Source organism: Azorhizobium doebereinerae UFLA1-100, assembly GCF_000473085.1.
Taxonomy (GTDB): Bacteria; Pseudomonadota; Alphaproteobacteria; order Rhizobiales; family Xanthobacteraceae; genus Azorhizobium; species Azorhizobium doebereinerae.
Map to the genome: position 1 here is coordinate 113,299 of NZ_AXBA01000002.1, position 15,663 is coordinate 128,961.

Here is a 15,663-nt window from a genome sequence, read left to right on the forward strand (position 1 = left end):
CGCTGGCAAGGCAGTGAAACGGCCGGCCGCACTGCGGCCGGAACGAACGGCGACATCAAATGAAACACCCCGCGTCCTCACGGCACGCGGGGTGGAATGCAAGCAATCAGTTGATCGCGGCGGCCGGCTGGGCGGCGTCCGATGCCCGCGTGGCGACCGCAGGCTTGGCAAGGCGGCGCGCGCGCTGGAGCACGGAACCGATGCGGCGATAGAGCAGGCGCGGCAGCAGCGGCATGCCGACGGCGGCGTCATAGCCAGCCCGGCTCGCCACCCGCGCCAGGAGATGCGACGGCCCATCCACCACCAGCACGGCGGGAATCGGGTCGGACGCTTCGCGGAACGGGTTTTCCGGAACATTCTCCGCATCGTCGGCCTGCATGACGAGAACGTCATAGCCGCGCGCGCCCAGCTCCAATTCGCTGACGAGAGACAATTCAGTGACCGAGCCGACGCCGAGCGCGCTCAAGCCCACGCGTGTGGTCTCGCGCCGCTCCGGGCTGCTGTCGATGATGAGAATGCGGGCAGTGGGCAACACCTTCATGGGGCGCTCCTAAGAGGAACACGCCGACACGGCGGCCGGCGCTGAGATGAGCAGCTCCAGCCGAACGCAACCCCGCAATCACGTCCGACTCGCGGAAAATCATACCGGGGGTTGTTCGGCCAATCAACCCGCTAAGGATCAAATCGCCCCCGACCTCCTTAACGGCTTCTGCCGCCCAGGATACCTCGTAATATGGCTTTTCCGAGTTGCGTGCCGACCTGCGAGGCCAGCGAGCGGGCCACCTGGCGCACCACCACCTCGGTCGTCGTCATACGCGTGGAGCCTGTGCGGGGAACGCGCGGCACGCTTCTCGACCGCTCCGGCGGGGCTTCGTCCGGCGTTGGTGCGGGCGTCTGGCGCGGGGCCTGCCCCCATGGTCCCGAAGGGGTCGCCTCTCGGGACGGCGCCTCTGGTGCCGCTGCTTTCTGCCGCAGCATCTCGAAGGCGGATTGCCGGTCCAGCACCTGGTCGTAGATGCCGCGCACCGGGCTTTGGGCCAGGACGCCCTTGCGCTCCGCATCGGTGATCGCGCCGACGCGGGATGCCGGGGGCGCGATCAGCGTGCGCTCCACCATGGACGGCGTGCCCGATCCTTCCAGCAGCGAGACCAGCGCCTCCCCCTTCCCCATCTCGCTGATGACCCGCGCGGTATCGAGCTTCGGGTTCGGCCGGAAGGTCTCGGCGGCCGCGCGCACCGCCTTCTGGTCGCGCGGCGTGAACGCGCGCAGTGCGTGCTGGACGCGATTGCCGAGCTGGGCCAGCACGCGATCCGGCACGTCGAGCGGATTCTGGGTCACGAAATAGACCCCCACGCCCTTGGAGCGGATCAGGCGGACCACCTGTTCCACCTTTTCCAGCAGCACCTTGGGGGCGGCATCGAACAGCAGGTGCGCCTCGTCGAAGAAGAAGACCAGCTTGGGCTTGTCCAGGTCGCCCACCTCCGGCAGTTGCTCGAACAGCTCCGACAGCAACCACAGCAGGAAGGTGGCGTAGAGGCGCGGGCTGGCCATCAGCTTGTCGGACGCGAGAATCGAAATGGTGCCGTAGCCGGAGCGGTCCACCCGCATCAGGTCGGCCATGGCCAGCGCCGGTTCGCCGAAGAAGGCGTCGCCCCCCTGGTTCTCGAGCACCAGCAACTGGCGCTGGATGGCACCCACGGTCGCGGCCGAGACGTTGCCGTAGTCCTGCGTCAGGGTCTTGGCCTGCTCCGCAACGAAGCTGAGCATCGCCCGCAGGTCCTTCAGGTCGAGCAGCAGCAGGCCCTGCTCGTCGGCGAGGCGGAAGGCGATGTTCATCACCCCCTCCTGCACCTCGTTGAGATCCATCAGCCGCGACAGCAGCAGCGGTCCCATCTCCGAGACCGTGGCGCGGATGGGATGGCCCTTCTCCCCGAACAGGTCCCAGAACACCACCGGGAAGCTGTCCGGCGCATAGGCGATGCCCACCTCCTCGGCCCGCTTGACCAGGAAATCCCTGGGCTCGCCACGCATGGCGATCCCGGCTAGATCGCCCTTCACATCGGAGGCGAACACCGGAACGCCGGCACGGGAGAAGCCTTCGGCCAGCACTTGGAGCGTCACCGTCTTGCCGGTGCCGGTGGCGCCGGTGACCAGGCCGTGCCGGTTGGCGAGGCGCAGCGCCAGTCGCTCGTCCTTGGCCGCCTCCGGGCTGCGTCCGACGAACACCGTCCCTGCCTGATCCGGCGTCATGACCGCCCCCTCCTGGCTGTTTCTCCCCTACACTTGGACCGATCACCCGATCGCGGGCAAGTGCCCTCCACGCTTGCCCGGCGCCGCGAGTGCCGCCACCATGCGGGCGCCTTGGGGGAGGCAAAGAGGCTGTCAGAGGGGCTGTCATGGACGAACTCATTGCCCGCCTCATGGCCCGCGTGGGCCTGAGCGAACCACAGGCGCGCACCTCCATCGCCATCCTGCTCGCCTTCCTCGACCACGAGGCGCCGCCCGCGGCTCTGGAGCAGTTGTTCTCGGCCCTACCCGACGCAAGGGCGATGCTCGACAGCGCCGCCGAGGTGGCGGCACCGGATGCCGAAGGCACGCGGCATTTCGGCGGCATCACCCGCCTCATGGGTGTGGCCGACCGGCTGATGGCCAACGGGCTCGACATGACACAGGTGCAGCTCACCGTGCGCGAGGTGGTCCTCTTTGCCCGCGAGCGCGCCGGCGACAGCGCGGTGGAGGAGATCGTCACCGGCATCCCCGGCCTGCGCCACGCCTTGTGAAGTCGGGAAGGTGGCCGGAGCCCTTGCACTTTGCCGGCAAGGGCGGCATCGATCGCCTGCGCCAGCCACTTTTGCCATGACGGAGCCGGCCCTTTGAGCATCACCCCACCGGCCGCCCGCGTTCTCGATGCACGCGGTCGGCTTCTGCCCCTGGGCGACCGCACCCTCATCATGGGCATCCTCAACGTGACGCCGGATTCGTTCTCCGACGGCGGCGTCAGTGCGGCCCCGGAAACAGCGCGCGCCACCGCCCGGCGGCTGGTGGCGGAAGGGGCGGACATCCTGGACATTGGCGGCGAGAGCACCCGCCCCGGCCATACGGTTATCTCCGTGGACGAGGAATGGGCGCGCATCGCCCCCGTGCTGGACGGGCTCAGCGCGGAGCTGGGGGTCGCGATCTCGGTGGATACCTACAAGGCGGAGGTCGCCCGCCGTGCGCTCCGAGCCGGTGCGGCCATCATCAACGACATCTGGGGCTTCGCCCGCGATCCGGACATGGCGGCGGTGGTGGCCGATAGTGCGGCGGCCGCGGTGCTCATGCACAATCGCGAGGCGATAGATCCGACCATCGACGTCCTCGCCGACATGATCGCCTTCTTCGAACGCGCGTTGGAACAGGCGGCGAAGGCCGGCATTCCCGGGAGCCGCATCGTGCTCGATCCCGGCGTCGGCTTCGGCAAGACGTTCGAGCAGAACCTCGCCTGCGTCGCCCGTCTCGGGGAGTTGCGCGTACTCGGCCTGCCGCTGCTGCTCGGTACCTCGCGCAAGTCCATGATCGGCAAGGTCATCGAGACCACGCCGGAGGAGCGGCTGCCCGGCACCATCGCCTCCAACGTCATCGGCATGATGGCCGGGGTGGAGATCATCCGCGTGCACGACGTCGCCGCCCATGTGCAGGCCGCGCGGGTCACCGAAGCCATCCGCAGGGCGGGATGACGCGGGCCTATCTCTGCCTCGGCGGCAATGTGGGCAACGTGGCCGACGCGCTCGGAGAGGCCCGCCGACGCCTGGAGGCGGGCGGGCTCGCCATCGCCGCCCAGTCGCCGCTCTATCGCACCCCGCCCTGGGGGTCGGTGCCGCAGCCGCCCTATCTCAACCAGGTGATCGCGGTGGACGGCGCTCCGTCCGCCCGGGCGCTGCTCACCCTCGCCCTCGACGTGGAGCGCCAGCTCGGGCGTGACCGGAGCCGCGAGGAACGCTTCGGCCCACGCACCATGGACATCGACCTGCTCACCTTCGGCGAGGAGGTGGTGCAGGAGCCGGACCTGGAACTGCCTCATCCGCGGCTGATGGAACGCGCCTTCGCGCTGGTGCCGCTGCTGGACATCGCGCCAGACATCGTCATCGGCGGCGTCCCGGCGCGTGCGGCGCTGGCCCGACTCGATCGCAGCGGCATCGAGCCGGTCTGAAGCCGGAGGGCGGAGCCCAAAGAAAAGCCCCGCGCCAAGCGCGGGGCCGATATCGTCTTACTCTGGCGACGACGGGTCAGTGCAGATCCTTGCTCCAGGTATCGACCTGGCGCTTCACCTCGTCCTTGGCGATGCCGTAGCGCTCCTGGAGCTTGCCTTCGAGAACCTCGCGGTTGCCCTTGATCTCGGCAAGATCGTCGTCCGTCAGCTTGCCCCATTGGGCCTTCACATTGCCAGTGAACTGCTTCCAATTGCCTTCGATGCGATCCCAGTTCATGTCGGACCCTCCTTTCAGGAAATTTCCGGGAGACAACGGACCAGACTCCCCGGCGGTTCCCTTGACGGAGGAAGGCCGGTTGGCCGATGGAGTTTGCATCGCTGGCTCATGCAGGCACCCTGCGAACCAGCTACAGGTGCGATTCCCTTGATGGACGATCAGCCCATGACCTCGCCGCCCGCCCCGGCCGGCCCGGCCCCCGTTCCATTGAACGCGGCCGATGCGGCTCTGGCTGCGCAGGTGGCGCGCGGCGAGCGGGCGGCCCTCGCCCGCGCCATCACGCTGATCGAATCCCGCCGCCCCGACCATCGCCGCCGGGCGCAGGCGCTGCTTCAGTCCCTGCTGCCGCGCACCGGAGGCGCGTTCCGGGTCGGCATCACCGGCGTGCCGGGCGTGGGCAAGTCCACCACCATCGATGCGCTCGGCAGCTATCTCACTGGGCAGGGCCACAAGGTGGCGGTGCTGGCGGTGGACCCATCTTCCACCCGCACCGGCGGCTCCATCCTGGGCGACAAGACCCGCATGTCCCGCCTCGCCGTGGACCCGGGTGCCTTCATCCGCCCCTCCCCTTCAGGCGGGACGCTGGGCGGCACCGCCGCCAAGACCCGCGAGACCATGCTGCTGTGCGAGGCCGCCGGCTTCGACGTGGTGCTGGTGGAGACGGTGGGCGTCGGCCAGTCGGAGACCGCCGTGGCGGACCTGACCGACACCTTCCTGGTGCTGATGCTGCCCGGTGCGGGCGACGAACTCCAGGGCATCAAGAAGGGCGTGCTGGAACTGGCCGACATCGTCGCCGTCAACAAGGCGGACGGCGACAACATGGGCCGTGCCCGCACCGCGGCGGGGGAATATCGCGCCGCCTTGCACCTGCTCGGGGCCCGCCTGCCCTTCTGGTCGCCGCCGGTGCTCACCTATTCCGCCTTGGCCGAGACCGGCATCGCCGAGGTGTGGGCGCAGGTGATGGCGCACAGGGCGGCCTGCGAAAACGCCGGCGCCTTCGCCCAGACGCGCCGCGCCCAGCAGGTGCGGTGGATGTGGACGCTGCTTCAGGAGGCCGTGACGGAGAAGGTGAAGACCGATCCCGCCATCAAGGCCCGTCTGCCGGACCTGGAAGCGCGCGTGGCGGACGGCACCCTGGCCCCCACCCTGGCGGCCAACGAAATCGCGGCCCTGCTCGGGCTGTGATGACCCATCCCGCCCCGCCCCCATGTCCCGCGTATGGCCATCCGCCGCGCCGGGTGCTGGTGACGGGGTTCGGGCCTTTCCCCGGCATGCCGTCGAATCCGTCCGGACGGCTCGCCCGGCGCCTCGGGCATCTGGCCCGGCCGGCCCTCGCCGATCTGGATATCGTCGTGCGGGTGCTTCCCACCACCTGGAAGGCCATCGCCGATGCGCCGCGCCTGCTCGCCGAGGTGCGCCCCGACGCCGTCCTGATGCTCGGCGTCGCCGGGCGCCGGACACGGGTGTGCGTCGAGACGCGGGCGTTGAACCGTGCGGCCGATGCGCCTGATGCCACCCGCCGCCATCCTCCCGGAAGGCGTTTGGTGGCGGACGCCCCGCCACTGCTCACCACGACCGCCGACGCCCTGCTGCTGACGCAGGCGCTGCATCCCGTCCCCTCCGCGCTGTCGCGGGATGCGGGGCGCTATCTGTGCAACGCGCTCTTCTTCCGCATGCTGTGGGCGCTGAAGGCCAACCCGGCACCCGTCCCGGCGGTGTTCGTGCATATCCCGGCAATGCCGCGCCTCGGCCGGGCAGCGCACGAGGCGAACCTCACCTCAGCCGTGGGCAATCTTCTGGTGCGATTGATGCAGCAGAGCCGCCGCATCACCCCGCGGGGAACCGATCTCCCATGACGATCTACCTGCCGATCGCCGAACTGCCCGTCGCCATGTTCGCCCTCTTCGCGCTGGGCGCGGCGGTGGGCTTCGTCTCGGGCATGTTCGGCGTCGGCGGCGGCTTCCTGATGACGCCGCTGCTGATCTTCATCGGCGTGCCTCCGGCAGTGGCGGTGGCGAGCGTGTCCACCCATATGGCCGCCTCCTCCTTCTCGGGGGCGCTGTCCTATTTCCGTAAAGGCATGGTGGACATCTCGCTGTCCGGCGTCCTGCTGACCGGGGGCCTCGCCGGCACGGTCGCGGGCGTCGCCGTCTTCACCCTGCTGCGCGCGCTGGGGCAGGTGGATCTCGTCATCGGCATCTCCTACGTGACCCTGCTCTCCACCCTCGGCCTCCTGATGCTCAGCGAGAGCCTGCGGGCCATCGCGCGGACGCGGGCGGGACAGCCGCCCCTGGTGCGCCGGCCGGGCACGCGGGCCTGGTTCCTGCGCATGCCGCTGAAGGTGCGGTTCCGGCGCTCGCGCATCTATGTGTCGCTGATCCCGGTGGTCGGGCTCGGCTTCATCATCGGCTTCCTGGGGGCGCTGCTCGGCATCGGCGGCGGTTTCCTGCTGGTGCCGGCGCTGATCTACATGCTGCGCGTGCCCACCCAGACCGCGATCGGCACCTCGCTCGTGCTGACGCTGGTGACCATGAGCATGGCCACCGTCCTCCAGGCGACGGTGAACGGCACGGTGGATGCGGTGCTCGCGCTCATCCTGATGGTGGGCGGAACCATGGGCGCGCAGTTCGGCGCCCGTGCGGGACAGGGCATGAAGGCTGAGCACCTGCGGCTGCTGCTCGGCCTGCTGGTGCTCGGTGTCGGCCTGCGGGTCGGCTACGACCTCGTGCGCACGCCGGGGGACATCTATGCCGTGACCGTGCAGGAGCAGCGCGCCACGCAGCACCAGCCGGAGGGCCGGCCATGAGCGAAACGGCGCGCGGGCTGCGCCTCGCCACGCCGCGAAGGTCGGGAGCAGCCCTTTTCATCGGCTTTCTCCTCGGCCTCGCCGGCGGCCCGGCAGCCGCCGAGCGTCTGGTGCTGTCGGTGTCCCAGCATGACGTGCGGATCACTTCCAATTTCGCGGGCGCGGAACTGGTGCTGTTCGGCGTGGCCGAGGGCACGACGCCCGGTCCTTATGACGTCGCGATCACCGTGCGCGGGCCGCATGAGACCGCCGTCACCTGGCGCAAATCGCAGGTGCTGGGTCTATGGATCAATACGGAAAGCCGCACCTTCGTCGACACCCCCTCCTATCTGGCGGTGGCAACGAACCGTCCGGTCGATGCCATCGCCGCGCCCGAGATCCTACGCCGGGAGCAGATCGGCCTTGCCCGCAACATCCTGATCCAGAAGGTCGGCCCCGACTTCGCCGACGTCGTGCCCGAAGAGCCGTTCCGCGCTGCCTTCCTGCGCATCAAGGGCGCGGAGGGCCTCTATGGCGAGCAGCCCCAGGGCGTGCTGTTTCTCTCCGATACCGCGTTCCGCGCCACCTTCCAGGTGCCGGGCCGGGCCCGCACCGGACGCTATGAGGTGGCGGCGAAACTGTTCCGTGACGGCACCATGCTCGCGGAGGCGCACACGGCCTTCACTATCGAGAAAGCCGGGTTCGAAGCGCAGATTGCCGGTTTCGCCGAAAATAGCGGGTTTTTCTATGGTCTTGCGGTCGCCTGCGGCGCCCTCGCCGTGGGCTTCGTCGCAAACCTGATGTTTCGTCGGGATTAAACTTGCCGGCTCAGGACCACCCTGGTTCCCGGCCCTCTCCACAACCGCACAACACCTGATGTACGCAATTTTTGTATAGCCAAGTCCAAGCTTTGTGCAGGACATGAGCGAGGTCTCAACATTTTCCTTGCAGGAATGAGATCGGCAGGTTGTATAGCATGGTATATCTGCTAACGAACGCATCGTAGTTTGCGTGCGAGCTTCGGGTACCAAGCCCTGACCGGTGCCCGTAGGGGGTGGGACGGCGTCCTTCGGGACGCCGTCCCCACCTTGACACCCGCAGCGACCTCTCCGGCCGGCCGGACAAATGCGCGCACACCCGCTACCCTTGTCCGCCAGCAGCATGCGCTCACCCGCGCAAGGCGCATCTCACGGTGCGGTTAAGGGTAGGCGCGGCGGCCCTTTCAAGGCATAGAAGCAGCGGTTCCGGAGGGGATCCGCAGGCACGGCAGCGGGCGTGCGACGTCCATACCTCCCATTCACTGTACGCGCGTGGCCGGCCTGGCATCTGGCCGGCGCGGATGCGCTCCGCGGGGGCCTGGAATGTCGAGCACCGTCTTCATCACCGTGGACAAGGGCATCGCGCGCCTCGTCCTGTCGAACCCCGAGCGGCGCAACGCCATCTCCGGCGCCATGTGGCGCAGCCTCGCCGATTTCGCCGCTTCGGCCGCTACACGCAGCGATATCCGCGCGGCCGTCATTCGCGGCGAAGGCACGCTGGCCTTTTCTGGCGGAGCGGACATTTCCGATTTCGACGCGACCCGCGCCGACGCGTCCGGGGCACAGACGTATGACGAGCTGGTGGAAGGCGTGTGCGCCGCCACCCAGGCCCTGCCCTTTCCGACGCTCGCTCTCGTGCACGGCGCATGTGTCGGCGCCGGCGCCGCGCTGGCCGCCAATTGCGATCTGCGCCTTGCCGCCGATACCGCATTCTTCGCCATTCCGGCCGCCCGGCTCGGGCTCGGCTACGATCCCCGCGGCGTGGCCCGGCTGGTGCGCGCGTTCGGCCCCCAGGCCACGCGAATGATGCTGTTTACCGCCGAACGCCTCTCCGCTGAGCGCGCCTTCGCCCTTGGCGCGGTGGACCAGATCGCCCCGGCCGAGGAGGTGGATGCCGCTGCCGACCGCCTGCTCGCCCGCATGGCGGAAAATGCCCCCCTCACGCTGCGCGCGGCCAAGCTGTCCATCCGTGCCGCCGAGGGTGCCGGCGGCGGCGCCTTTGCCGAGGCCAAGCGCCAGACCGCCGCCGCCAATGCCAGCGCCGACTATCGCGAGGGGCGCCTCGCCTTCGCCGAAAAGCGCCCGCCACGCTTCAAGGGAGCTTAGGGCGGCGCCGGCGTGTCCTGCCCTCGCCGGCCGCAGGCGGCCCGTGGGCTTGGCGCCTCATCGCGGTATTTTCCGGGCCTGTCCCGCGCCTGCCAGCCGCGCCCCAGCTTCCCTCGGCGCGGGTTGTGCACAGGCGGCGCGGAGCGTTGGACAGCACCGGGTGGGGCGGATATTGTCCCGCGCCGGCGCATTGGGGCGTAGCCAAGTGGTAAGGCAGGGGATTTTGATTCCCCCATTCCCAGGTTCGAATCCTGGCGCCCCAGCCACTTATCCCTTACTTTTCGACACTCTACCCTGAACACTGCTCTGGACGCGTGGAACAGGGCATGAATTCCATTGCATACAGGCCAGCCAACAGGGGCCGTAGCCAGGCACCTATCGAGAAGTCGAATCGGATTCGACCCTCCCGTGCCTGAAGCCGACAAAACACCGGCAAGGTCGGCCAAAGCCTCACGCCATGAAACCTCAAGGCGAGTAGCGTAACCTATGCGTGACGACGAGGCCGTAGATCGATTTCTACGCGCCGCGGCTAGGACCGCGCCAAAGCAAGGAACACTCATAACCGCGCACCATCCGATCACTCTCACCGTCACCCTCTTCTGAGCCAAACGCACCGTCGACAAGCTGATCGTGGTCAGAATGGTGCCCACGGGCGGCGACACCTCAGCCCTCGGAATTACCATGCCGTGCATTTTCAGGCTGACCTTACCGATCTTTTCCCTTAAGGGAATTGTCCATTCTGCTCCTCACAATTCCGTTGAGACCATCGATGGTGCCGCACACGACGACGATCGAAGCCCGCCCCGCATCATCCCCGCCGACGAATTTCGCAACGCTCATTGCATTCTCGCCAGCGATAATTCTTTTCATCATCGGCGGCATCAGTGAAATCACGGCACCCGGCCTGTACATGGACGCCATAAACCCAGATTACGCGGTTGTTCGCGCTTTAAATCCAGGCACAACGACCCCTGCCTGGACACTACCCGGCACCCTCCTGTTCGATCTATTTCCGATTATAGGTCAAGTATATCATGGAGCCCTACCTTTCTATATGGGCCTACCCTCATATGCGCTATTCGGTACAGGTGTAATTGGAATTCGCCTAACGAACATAATATTTGGACTAGCGGTACTGATTTCTACAGCGGTTTTTTTACGCGCATTTCGCGTTCGCTTGCTAATTTCAGGCACCTTTCTCGCAGCGCTCGCGTTAGATCCAGGATTTTTGTTCAGTTTTCGCTCGCAATTTTACATCACCCTCCTTCCAATTACGTTCGTATTCCTATCGATCGCACTGGTAGAGCATCATCGCGGCGCACCGCCTACGGTTCGCGTCGCGATGGCCGCCGGCTTTCTGGCGGGCTTTGCGGTCTATGGGTACTTCATCCACGCCTTCCTGACTCCGACCGCAGCCCTTCACGCGCTGTGGCGCTGGCGCAATTCAACCGACCGGCTGCGCACGGCAACATGGTGGATCATCGGCTTCGCGCTGGGCGGATCACCTTATGTGGTGGGCTTGGGCCTGGTTTATATCGCGACGGGCGGACTCGCCGGTTTCCTGGCATTTCTGACCGGCAACGTGAAAACGCTCGCCGTCAGTTCATCTCCCTTATCGCTGGCCGAGCGGGCCGTGTATGCTGCGAATATGGTGCAATGGACGGTCCTTGACGTTGGCCCCTCCCTTGCGATGCTCCGCAAAATGGTCGCGTCGGCGTTCCCGAATGTAAGGCTGGCCCTCCTCCTGGGCGTGCCGGCCCTAGGGCTGATGCTGAACCTGGCTCGCCGGCCACGTTCACCTGGCCTGTTTGTAGCTGCGGGCCTGTTTTTGGGCATCAGCACCCTGATCATGATTTTTGGCACTCGTGTATGGCTTCACCACGCGATCCTGTTTCTGCCCATCCTCTACGTCGCTTTGGCCCTGACGGTAGAGTTGCTGGCCATCCACATTGCCGCGCGAGGCATCATCCTGGTCGGCGTCATCCTGCTGGCGACGCCGCTGTTCGCCGTCAATCTCGTAAACCGCCAAGCCATGCTGTTCGAGTTGGGGCGCACCGGTGGAGTTGGCCTCGCGTCCGACGCCATTGTGCGCTTTTCGGAAGATGGCTTGCGCAATACGGCACCGACCCATGCTTTTTTTCCGGACTGGGGCATCTTCATGGCCTTTGAGATGATCACCCGCGGGCGCATTCCGCTAACCACGACCTTCACCCCGCAAGAAGCCCGGCAGGTGTTGTGCCGTGGGAAAGATGCATTGCTGGGTATCATGGACGGTGCCGTGGAAGGGCAGCCGGAGCCCGCCCGGGTGGCAGATCCCACGAGATTGCCCAAATGGATCGCCGAAGTCGAGTGGGGACAGCCCGAGATCACCGTCTACCGGCAGCGTGACGGCATGCCCGTCATGAGTGCCGTCCGCTGGCGCGCTTCGGAGCCTGCCCACGTGCCCTGCCCTTAACCGGCGCGCGCCCATTCGACTGCGCGCTCGGCACAGCGACGTTACCATCGTTCGCCCGCGGTACATCCCGTGGGCCGGCGCTCTCAGAACTGGAAATAGATGAACGGCACTGCAATATCGGTGCGTGAGAACAGTTCCAACACAAGCAAAGCGAGCGCCATCGCTCCGGACACCTTCAAGGTCCCAAGGATGCCGGCTCCCTCGCTCATCCAAATCTGCAAGCGGCGGCGCCGATCGATCGCCAGCCAGATCACGGAAATTGCCAGCAGGACGTAAAATGTCATAGGCGCCTCGACCCTCTGGATCGAACCGGCGAACAGATCGGTCAGCACTTTCCATGTAACGGCGAAATCGGGCGCCCGGAACGTCACCCAACCGAGCGTGACCAGAATGAAGGTCAGCGCCACGCCGGATGCCGAGCCGACGGGATTTACCGGCCTTACGGCGGGGCCGCGCCATTGGCTCCAAGCCCGGTGCACCGCAAGCAGGACGCCGTGATAAAGGCCCCAGATCACGAAATTCCAACTCGCCCCGTGCCACAGCCCGCCAAGGCCCATGGTGATGATGAGATTGACATAGGTGCGACCCGAACCACTGCGGCTACCACCCAATGGAATATACAGATAATCCCGCAGCCAAGTGGACAGCGAAATGTGCCATTGGTGCCAGAATTCGGCGATGCTTCGCGCCAGATAGGGACGCTCGAAATTCGTCGGGAATTCATAGCCCAGAAGCCGTGCGCATCCGCGAGCGATGTCGGTGTAGCCCGAAAAATCAAAATAGATCTGCATGGAAAACGCGAGCGTCGCTACCCACGCAGCCCCCATGTCGCCGTGGCCTTGCCCGTTGAAATACGAATTGGCGACGATCGCGAAATTATCCGCAAATACGGTCTTCTTGATGAGCCCCTTCATGATCTGCACCATGCCCCAGCCAATCTGGCCACGGGAGGGCACTGGCCGCCCCTTGAGTTGGGGAAAGAAATGGGCGGGTCGGATGATGGGGCCGGCTACCAAATGGGGAAAAAAGCGATAAACAATGCAAAATCGATGAGGCTTTTGCGCGCCCTGAGTTCGCGTCGGTAGATATCGACGTTATATGAAATCGCCTCAAAAGTATAAAATGAGATGGCAACCGGCAACACGATACGCTCGGAAAAGCCGTCTGGCGGCAGACGCAGCAGACCAGTCACCGCCCCCATGAAAAAACCGTAATATTTAAAAAATCCAAGCAAGGAAAGATTGGCGGCGACCGTGAAAATCAGGATGGCCCGCGCCCGCCGCCCGTTTGAACGATCAATGGCGAGCGCGGTAGCGTAATTGAACACCACGCACCCGGCCAGCAGCAGCATCAGGACCGGATTCCAGGTGCCGTAAAATGCAAAACTGGCCACCACCAGAATTGCTCGCGACCAATGCGCTGGCGCAGCATACACCGCAACTAGGACGAGCGCGAAAAAGATCCAAAATTCGAAAGAGTTGAACAGCATCTCAAGACTACTTCCCGGCTGGAAGATGCACCAGGATCGCCCGGGTCAGATCGACCGAGAACGCCTCCCGGCCCGCACGATTGAGGTGCAGGTCGTCGAAGAAAAATTGCGGCCGCTCAAAATTGTCGAACGCATCCGCGGGCAACAATGTCAGCTTGCCAGCCGCGGCGAGGTCCGCAAGGACGCCGGAAGGCTGAGTGTCAGCGTCGACCATGTGATGGAAGGGGCCGCGCGGAATGCGGAACACCAGGAGCTTCACCCCCGCCTTCTGGCATAGATCCGCGATCCGCCTCCACCAGAGGCGGCGATAGGCGGTGGAGGTGGCGGCGTCTGGAGGCCGCCCATGGAATGCCTGCAATCGCCGAGCATAATCGGCTAGAATGGTAGATAGAGGGGAACTCGTGCCTCGGGTGACCTCTCCGGCCTCCAGATCCAGCGTCGCCCCAGCCAGCGAGCCACCGTTGCCCGAATAGGCGTAGAACCACTCCAGTCCATCCTTGCGCCAGTCCTTTGCTTCGCGGACGCGCTTGCCGGGGTTCTCAACGAAATCGAGAATGTCGTTCTTGTAGAATAATCCTTTGAATAGGATCGCCGTGGCGGCCTCGCGGCGGGTGGCAAAACTTGAGAACGAGGCGGGGAAATCGACGATGTCCGCCAGCCCCAACATGGTGTGCACGAAAACAATATCGCCAACCCTGTCCGCGGGGAGGCCGTCGTCATTGTCATGAAAGGACGGCGTCATGATCGCCACGGCGGCCAGTCGCTTACCGGGGTCTCGGATTTGACGAAGTAGATAATACCAGACCCGCGGCGTCGTCCCCGCGACACCTCCGCTGGTAAACGTAACGGACGCTCCCGAACGCACTGCCTCGGCATCGGCGAGCTTCGCCGAGAAGCCTTCGCCAATCCGGGAGTCGCCAATTACCAGTATTGATTTTGAACCGTCCGGAATCGCGTCGATATCGTTGATCGCGCGAACCATGCTCCCGAGGCTGGACGCCGGCGAGATCCAACGCAAATAGAAGCCGCTGCGGAATACAGCGGCGTCCACCAGAAAGAACAGCGTGATTCCGAGTAAAATCTGCAGACATATCGCAAGCCGAGACGTACTCGCTCTGGAAATCGGCATCGATCAATCCCTCGCGCCGAGTTTCTCACCGCGCCGCCAAGTTGCAGGCGGCCCGGCCTTCAAGTCCATCCATTGTCGGGAAGCCGAGCGCCCGCCCATTTATCAGAGCCGCCTTGCCGGCGTCCCGACCAATGCAGCGCGCCCCACCTGCACGCCCACCGCGTCGTAAGCAAGAAAATGCAACCGCTTAAACTCGCGGCGTCCGCGGGTAACGGTATCGAGGATGAGGCCCGAAAAGAGCGCAATAATCGCGGCAAGCATCAGACCCACCGAAAGAATGGCTGTGGGAAATCTTGGCACTAAGCCGGTTTCCAAAAACTCATAAAACAGTGGAATCGACAAACCAACGGACAAAATGGAAAGCACAAACGATATCAGTGCAAAGAACGCCAAAGGCCTCTCTTCCTTGCAAAGCAAAGCTATAAGGCGCAGAATACGCCATCCATCTCGAAATGTCCGCAGTTTGCTTTCTGATCCCATCGGCCGCTCCTTGTAAGGCGTCGATATTTCACTGATTGAAATGCCGAGTTCCAGGGCATGCACCAGCAATTCGGTTTCGATTTCAAAACCCGTTGATAACGCAGGAAACGACTTCACGAAGCGACGTGAGAGCGCCTTGTAGCCTGACAACATATCTTTTGAAGCCGTGCCAAAAACATACCGTACAGCCCCTGACAGGACAGCGTTTCCGAAGCGATGCCCTGGCCGATATGCTTCTACGGACGTATCCACCCGCGCGCCATTTACTAAGTCAAAAGGACCTGAACATAGTTCCTGGATCAACGCTGGTGCAGAAGCCGCATCGTAGGTGTCGTCACCGTCCACCATAATATAGATATCGGCATCTATATCGGCGAACATACGCCGCATAACGTGTCCCTTGCCACGGAGCCGCTCAAGACGAACGACCGCACCAGCTGCTGCGGCGATTTCTCCTGTTCCATCAGTCGAATTGTTGTCGTAGACATAAATTCGCGCCTGCGGAACATATTTCCGAAAATCAGCGACTACAGCCGCAATCGTTGCAGCCTCATCTAAGCAAGGAATAAGTACAGCAATTCGCTGCTGCGCATCTATCGACGCCATCATGGTGACTTCGCTATTATCCATCATCGGCACCAGCACAAGTTTATGGTTTCTATTCTACGTCAAGCGGATGCCCATAACCACATCCTCCGACTAACCCGGACAACCC

The 15,663-nt window shown here is 64.6% G+C and carries 16 protein-coding genes and 1 tRNA gene; 10 read left to right on the forward strand and 7 right to left on the reverse strand.

Going from position 1 to position 15,663, the window contains the following annotated elements; genetic code table 11:
• Positions 1–106: 106 nt before the first annotated feature.
• Together YU1_RS0103105 and YU1_RS0103110 are read right to left on the reverse strand one after the other, a co-directional pair.
• Entirely contained in the window at positions 107–541 is a 435-nt protein-coding gene (locus YU1_RS0103105; protein WP_029002823.1) for an ANTAR domain-containing protein, read from the reverse strand.
• A 158-nt stretch (positions 542–699) separates the two neighbouring features.
• Positions 700–2,250: a helicase HerA-like domain-containing protein gene (locus tag YU1_RS0103110; RefSeq protein WP_029002824.1), complete on the reverse strand. Its 1,551-nt coding sequence runs from the start codon at positions 2,248–2,250 to the stop codon at positions 700–702.
• Between the two features lie 146 nt (positions 2,251–2,396).
• Between YU1_RS0103110 and YU1_RS0103115 the strand changes: the two genes are divergently transcribed.
• From YU1_RS0103115 to folK, 3 genes are all read left to right on the forward strand, one after another.
• The gene (locus YU1_RS0103115) at positions 2,397–2,780 is read left to right on the forward strand and encodes a hypothetical protein (RefSeq protein ID WP_029002825.1); all 384 of its coding nucleotides are present in this window, start codon (positions 2,397–2,399) and stop codon (positions 2,778–2,780) included.
• Between the two features lie 93 nt (positions 2,781–2,873).
• On the forward strand, positions 2,874–3,716 hold the full coding sequence (folP, locus tag YU1_RS0103120) for a dihydropteroate synthase (RefSeq protein ID WP_029002826.1): 843 nt from the start codon (positions 2,874–2,876) through the stop codon (positions 3,714–3,716).
• Entirely contained in the window at positions 3,713–4,189 is a 477-nt protein-coding gene (gene folK / locus YU1_RS0103125; RefSeq protein ID WP_029002827.1) for a 2-amino-4-hydroxy-6-hydroxymethyldihydropteridine diphosphokinase, read from the forward strand. Before folP ends, folK begins: the two co-directional genes overlap by 4 nt.
• Positions 4,190–4,265: 76 nt before the next feature.
• On the opposite strand, the gene YU1_RS0103130 is transcribed toward folK, so the two are convergent.
• Positions 4,266–4,466: a CsbD family protein gene (locus tag YU1_RS0103130; RefSeq protein ID WP_029002828.1), complete on the reverse strand. Its 201-nt coding sequence runs from the start codon at positions 4,464–4,466 to the stop codon at positions 4,266–4,268.
• A gap of 165 nt (positions 4,467–4,631) precedes the next feature.
• Here YU1_RS0103130 and meaB point away from each other — a divergent pair, with 165 nt between their 5' ends.
• From meaB to YU1_RS0103165, 7 genes are all read left to right on the forward strand, one after another.
• Positions 4,632–5,651 (forward strand): methylmalonyl Co-A mutase-associated GTPase MeaB, encoded by a 1,020-nt coding sequence (meaB, locus tag YU1_RS0103135; protein WP_084539626.1) that lies wholly within the window; start codon positions 4,632–4,634, stop codon positions 5,649–5,651.
• Positions 5,651–6,322 (forward strand): pyroglutamyl-peptidase I, encoded by a 672-nt coding sequence (locus YU1_RS27690; protein ID WP_051356409.1) that lies wholly within the window; start codon positions 5,651–5,653, stop codon positions 6,320–6,322. Before meaB ends, YU1_RS27690 begins: the two co-directional genes overlap by 1 nt.
• Entirely contained in the window at positions 6,319–7,272 is a 954-nt protein-coding gene (locus YU1_RS27695) for a sulfite exporter TauE/SafE family protein (RefSeq protein ID WP_035713527.1), read from the forward strand. The genes YU1_RS27690 and YU1_RS27695 overlap by 4 nt, the downstream gene beginning before the upstream one ends.
• Positions 7,269–8,069 carry a TIGR02186 family protein gene (locus tag YU1_RS0103150; RefSeq protein WP_084539627.1) on the forward strand — a complete coding sequence of 267 codons (801 nt, stop codon included), beginning with the start codon at positions 7,269–7,271 and terminating at the stop codon, positions 8,067–8,069. Before YU1_RS27695 ends, YU1_RS0103150 begins: the two co-directional genes overlap by 4 nt.
• A gap of 543 nt (positions 8,070–8,612) precedes the next feature.
• Positions 8,613–9,395: an enoyl-CoA hydratase-related protein gene (locus YU1_RS0103155; protein WP_029002831.1), complete on the forward strand. Its 783-nt coding sequence runs from the start codon at positions 8,613–8,615 to the stop codon at positions 9,393–9,395.
• A 191-nt stretch (positions 9,396–9,586) separates the two neighbouring features.
• Positions 9,587–9,661, forward strand: a tRNA-Gln gene (locus tag YU1_RS0103160).
• A gap of 464 nt (positions 9,662–10,125) precedes the next feature.
• A complete protein-coding gene (locus YU1_RS0103165) occupies positions 10,126–11,850 on the forward strand; it encodes a hypothetical protein (protein WP_210163751.1) in 1,725 nt (574 codons plus the stop codon).
• Positions 11,851–11,933: 83 nt separating this feature from the next.
• On the opposite strand, the gene YU1_RS31730 is transcribed toward YU1_RS0103165, so the two are convergent.
• The 4 genes from YU1_RS31730 to YU1_RS27705 form a co-directional block, all read right to left on the reverse strand.
• Positions 11,934–12,866 carry an MBOAT family O-acyltransferase gene (locus YU1_RS31730; protein ID WP_198018808.1) on the reverse strand — a complete coding sequence of 311 codons (933 nt, stop codon included), beginning with the start codon at positions 12,864–12,866 and terminating at the stop codon, positions 11,934–11,936.
• On the reverse strand, positions 12,860–13,339 hold the full coding sequence (locus YU1_RS31735; RefSeq protein ID WP_051356412.1) for an MBOAT family O-acyltransferase: 480 nt from the start codon (positions 13,337–13,339) through the stop codon (positions 12,860–12,862). The genes YU1_RS31730 and YU1_RS31735 overlap by 7 nt, the downstream gene beginning before the upstream one ends.
• A 7-nt stretch (positions 13,340–13,346) precedes the next feature.
• Positions 13,347–14,468: a hypothetical protein gene (locus tag YU1_RS0103175; RefSeq protein WP_029002833.1), complete on the reverse strand. Its 1,122-nt coding sequence runs from the start codon at positions 14,466–14,468 to the stop codon at positions 13,347–13,349.
• Between the two features lie 102 nt (positions 14,469–14,570).
• Positions 14,571–15,557 carry a glycosyltransferase family 2 protein gene (locus YU1_RS27705; RefSeq protein ID WP_084539648.1) on the reverse strand — a complete coding sequence of 329 codons (987 nt, stop codon included), beginning with the start codon at positions 15,555–15,557 and terminating at the stop codon, positions 14,571–14,573.
• Positions 15,558–15,663: the final 106 nt, after the last annotated feature.

Excerpts from the sequence above, each read along its gene's own strand:
- YU1_RS0103130 (WP_029002828.1), bottom strand. The coding sequence starts at position 4,466 with ATGAACTGGGATCGCATCGAAGGCAATTGGAAGCAGTTCACTGGCAAT.
- YU1_RS0103115 (WP_029002825.1), top strand. The coding sequence starts at position 2,397 with ATGGACGAACTCATTGCCCGCCTCATGGCCCGCGTGGGCCTGAGCGAA.
- YU1_RS0103155 (WP_029002831.1), top strand. The coding sequence starts at position 8,613 with ATGTCGAGCACCGTCTTCATCACCGTGGACAAGGGCATCGCGCGCCTC.
- YU1_RS27695 (WP_035713527.1), top strand. The coding sequence starts at position 6,319 with ATGACGATCTACCTGCCGATCGCCGAACTGCCCGTCGCCATGTTCGCC.
- YU1_RS31735 (WP_051356412.1), bottom strand. The coding sequence starts at position 13,339 with ATGCTGTTCAACTCTTTCGAATTTTGGATCTTTTTCGCGCTCGTCCTA.
- YU1_RS27690 (WP_051356409.1), top strand. The coding sequence starts at position 5,651 with ATGACCCATCCCGCCCCGCCCCCATGTCCCGCGTATGGCCATCCGCCG.
- YU1_RS0103105 (WP_029002823.1), bottom strand. The coding sequence starts at position 541 with ATGAAGGTGTTGCCCACTGCCCGCATTCTCATCATCGACAGCAGCCCG.
- YU1_RS27705 (WP_084539648.1), bottom strand. The coding sequence starts at position 15,557 with ATGATGGCGTCGATAGATGCGCAGCAGCGAATTGCTGTACTTATTCCT.
- YU1_RS0103175 (WP_029002833.1), bottom strand. The coding sequence starts at position 14,468 with ATGCCGATTTCCAGAGCGAGTACGTCTCGGCTTGCGATATGTCTGCAG.
- meaB (WP_084539626.1), top strand. The coding sequence starts at position 4,632 with ATGACCTCGCCGCCCGCCCCGGCCGGCCCGGCCCCCGTTCCATTGAAC.
- YU1_RS0103110 (WP_029002824.1), bottom strand. The coding sequence starts at position 2,250 with ATGACGCCGGATCAGGCAGGGACGGTGTTCGTCGGACGCAGCCCGGAG.
- folK (WP_029002827.1), top strand. The coding sequence starts at position 3,713 with ATGACGCGGGCCTATCTCTGCCTCGGCGGCAATGTGGGCAACGTGGCC.
- YU1_RS0103150 (WP_084539627.1), top strand. The coding sequence starts at position 7,269 with ATGAGCGAAACGGCGCGCGGGCTGCGCCTCGCCACGCCGCGAAGGTCG.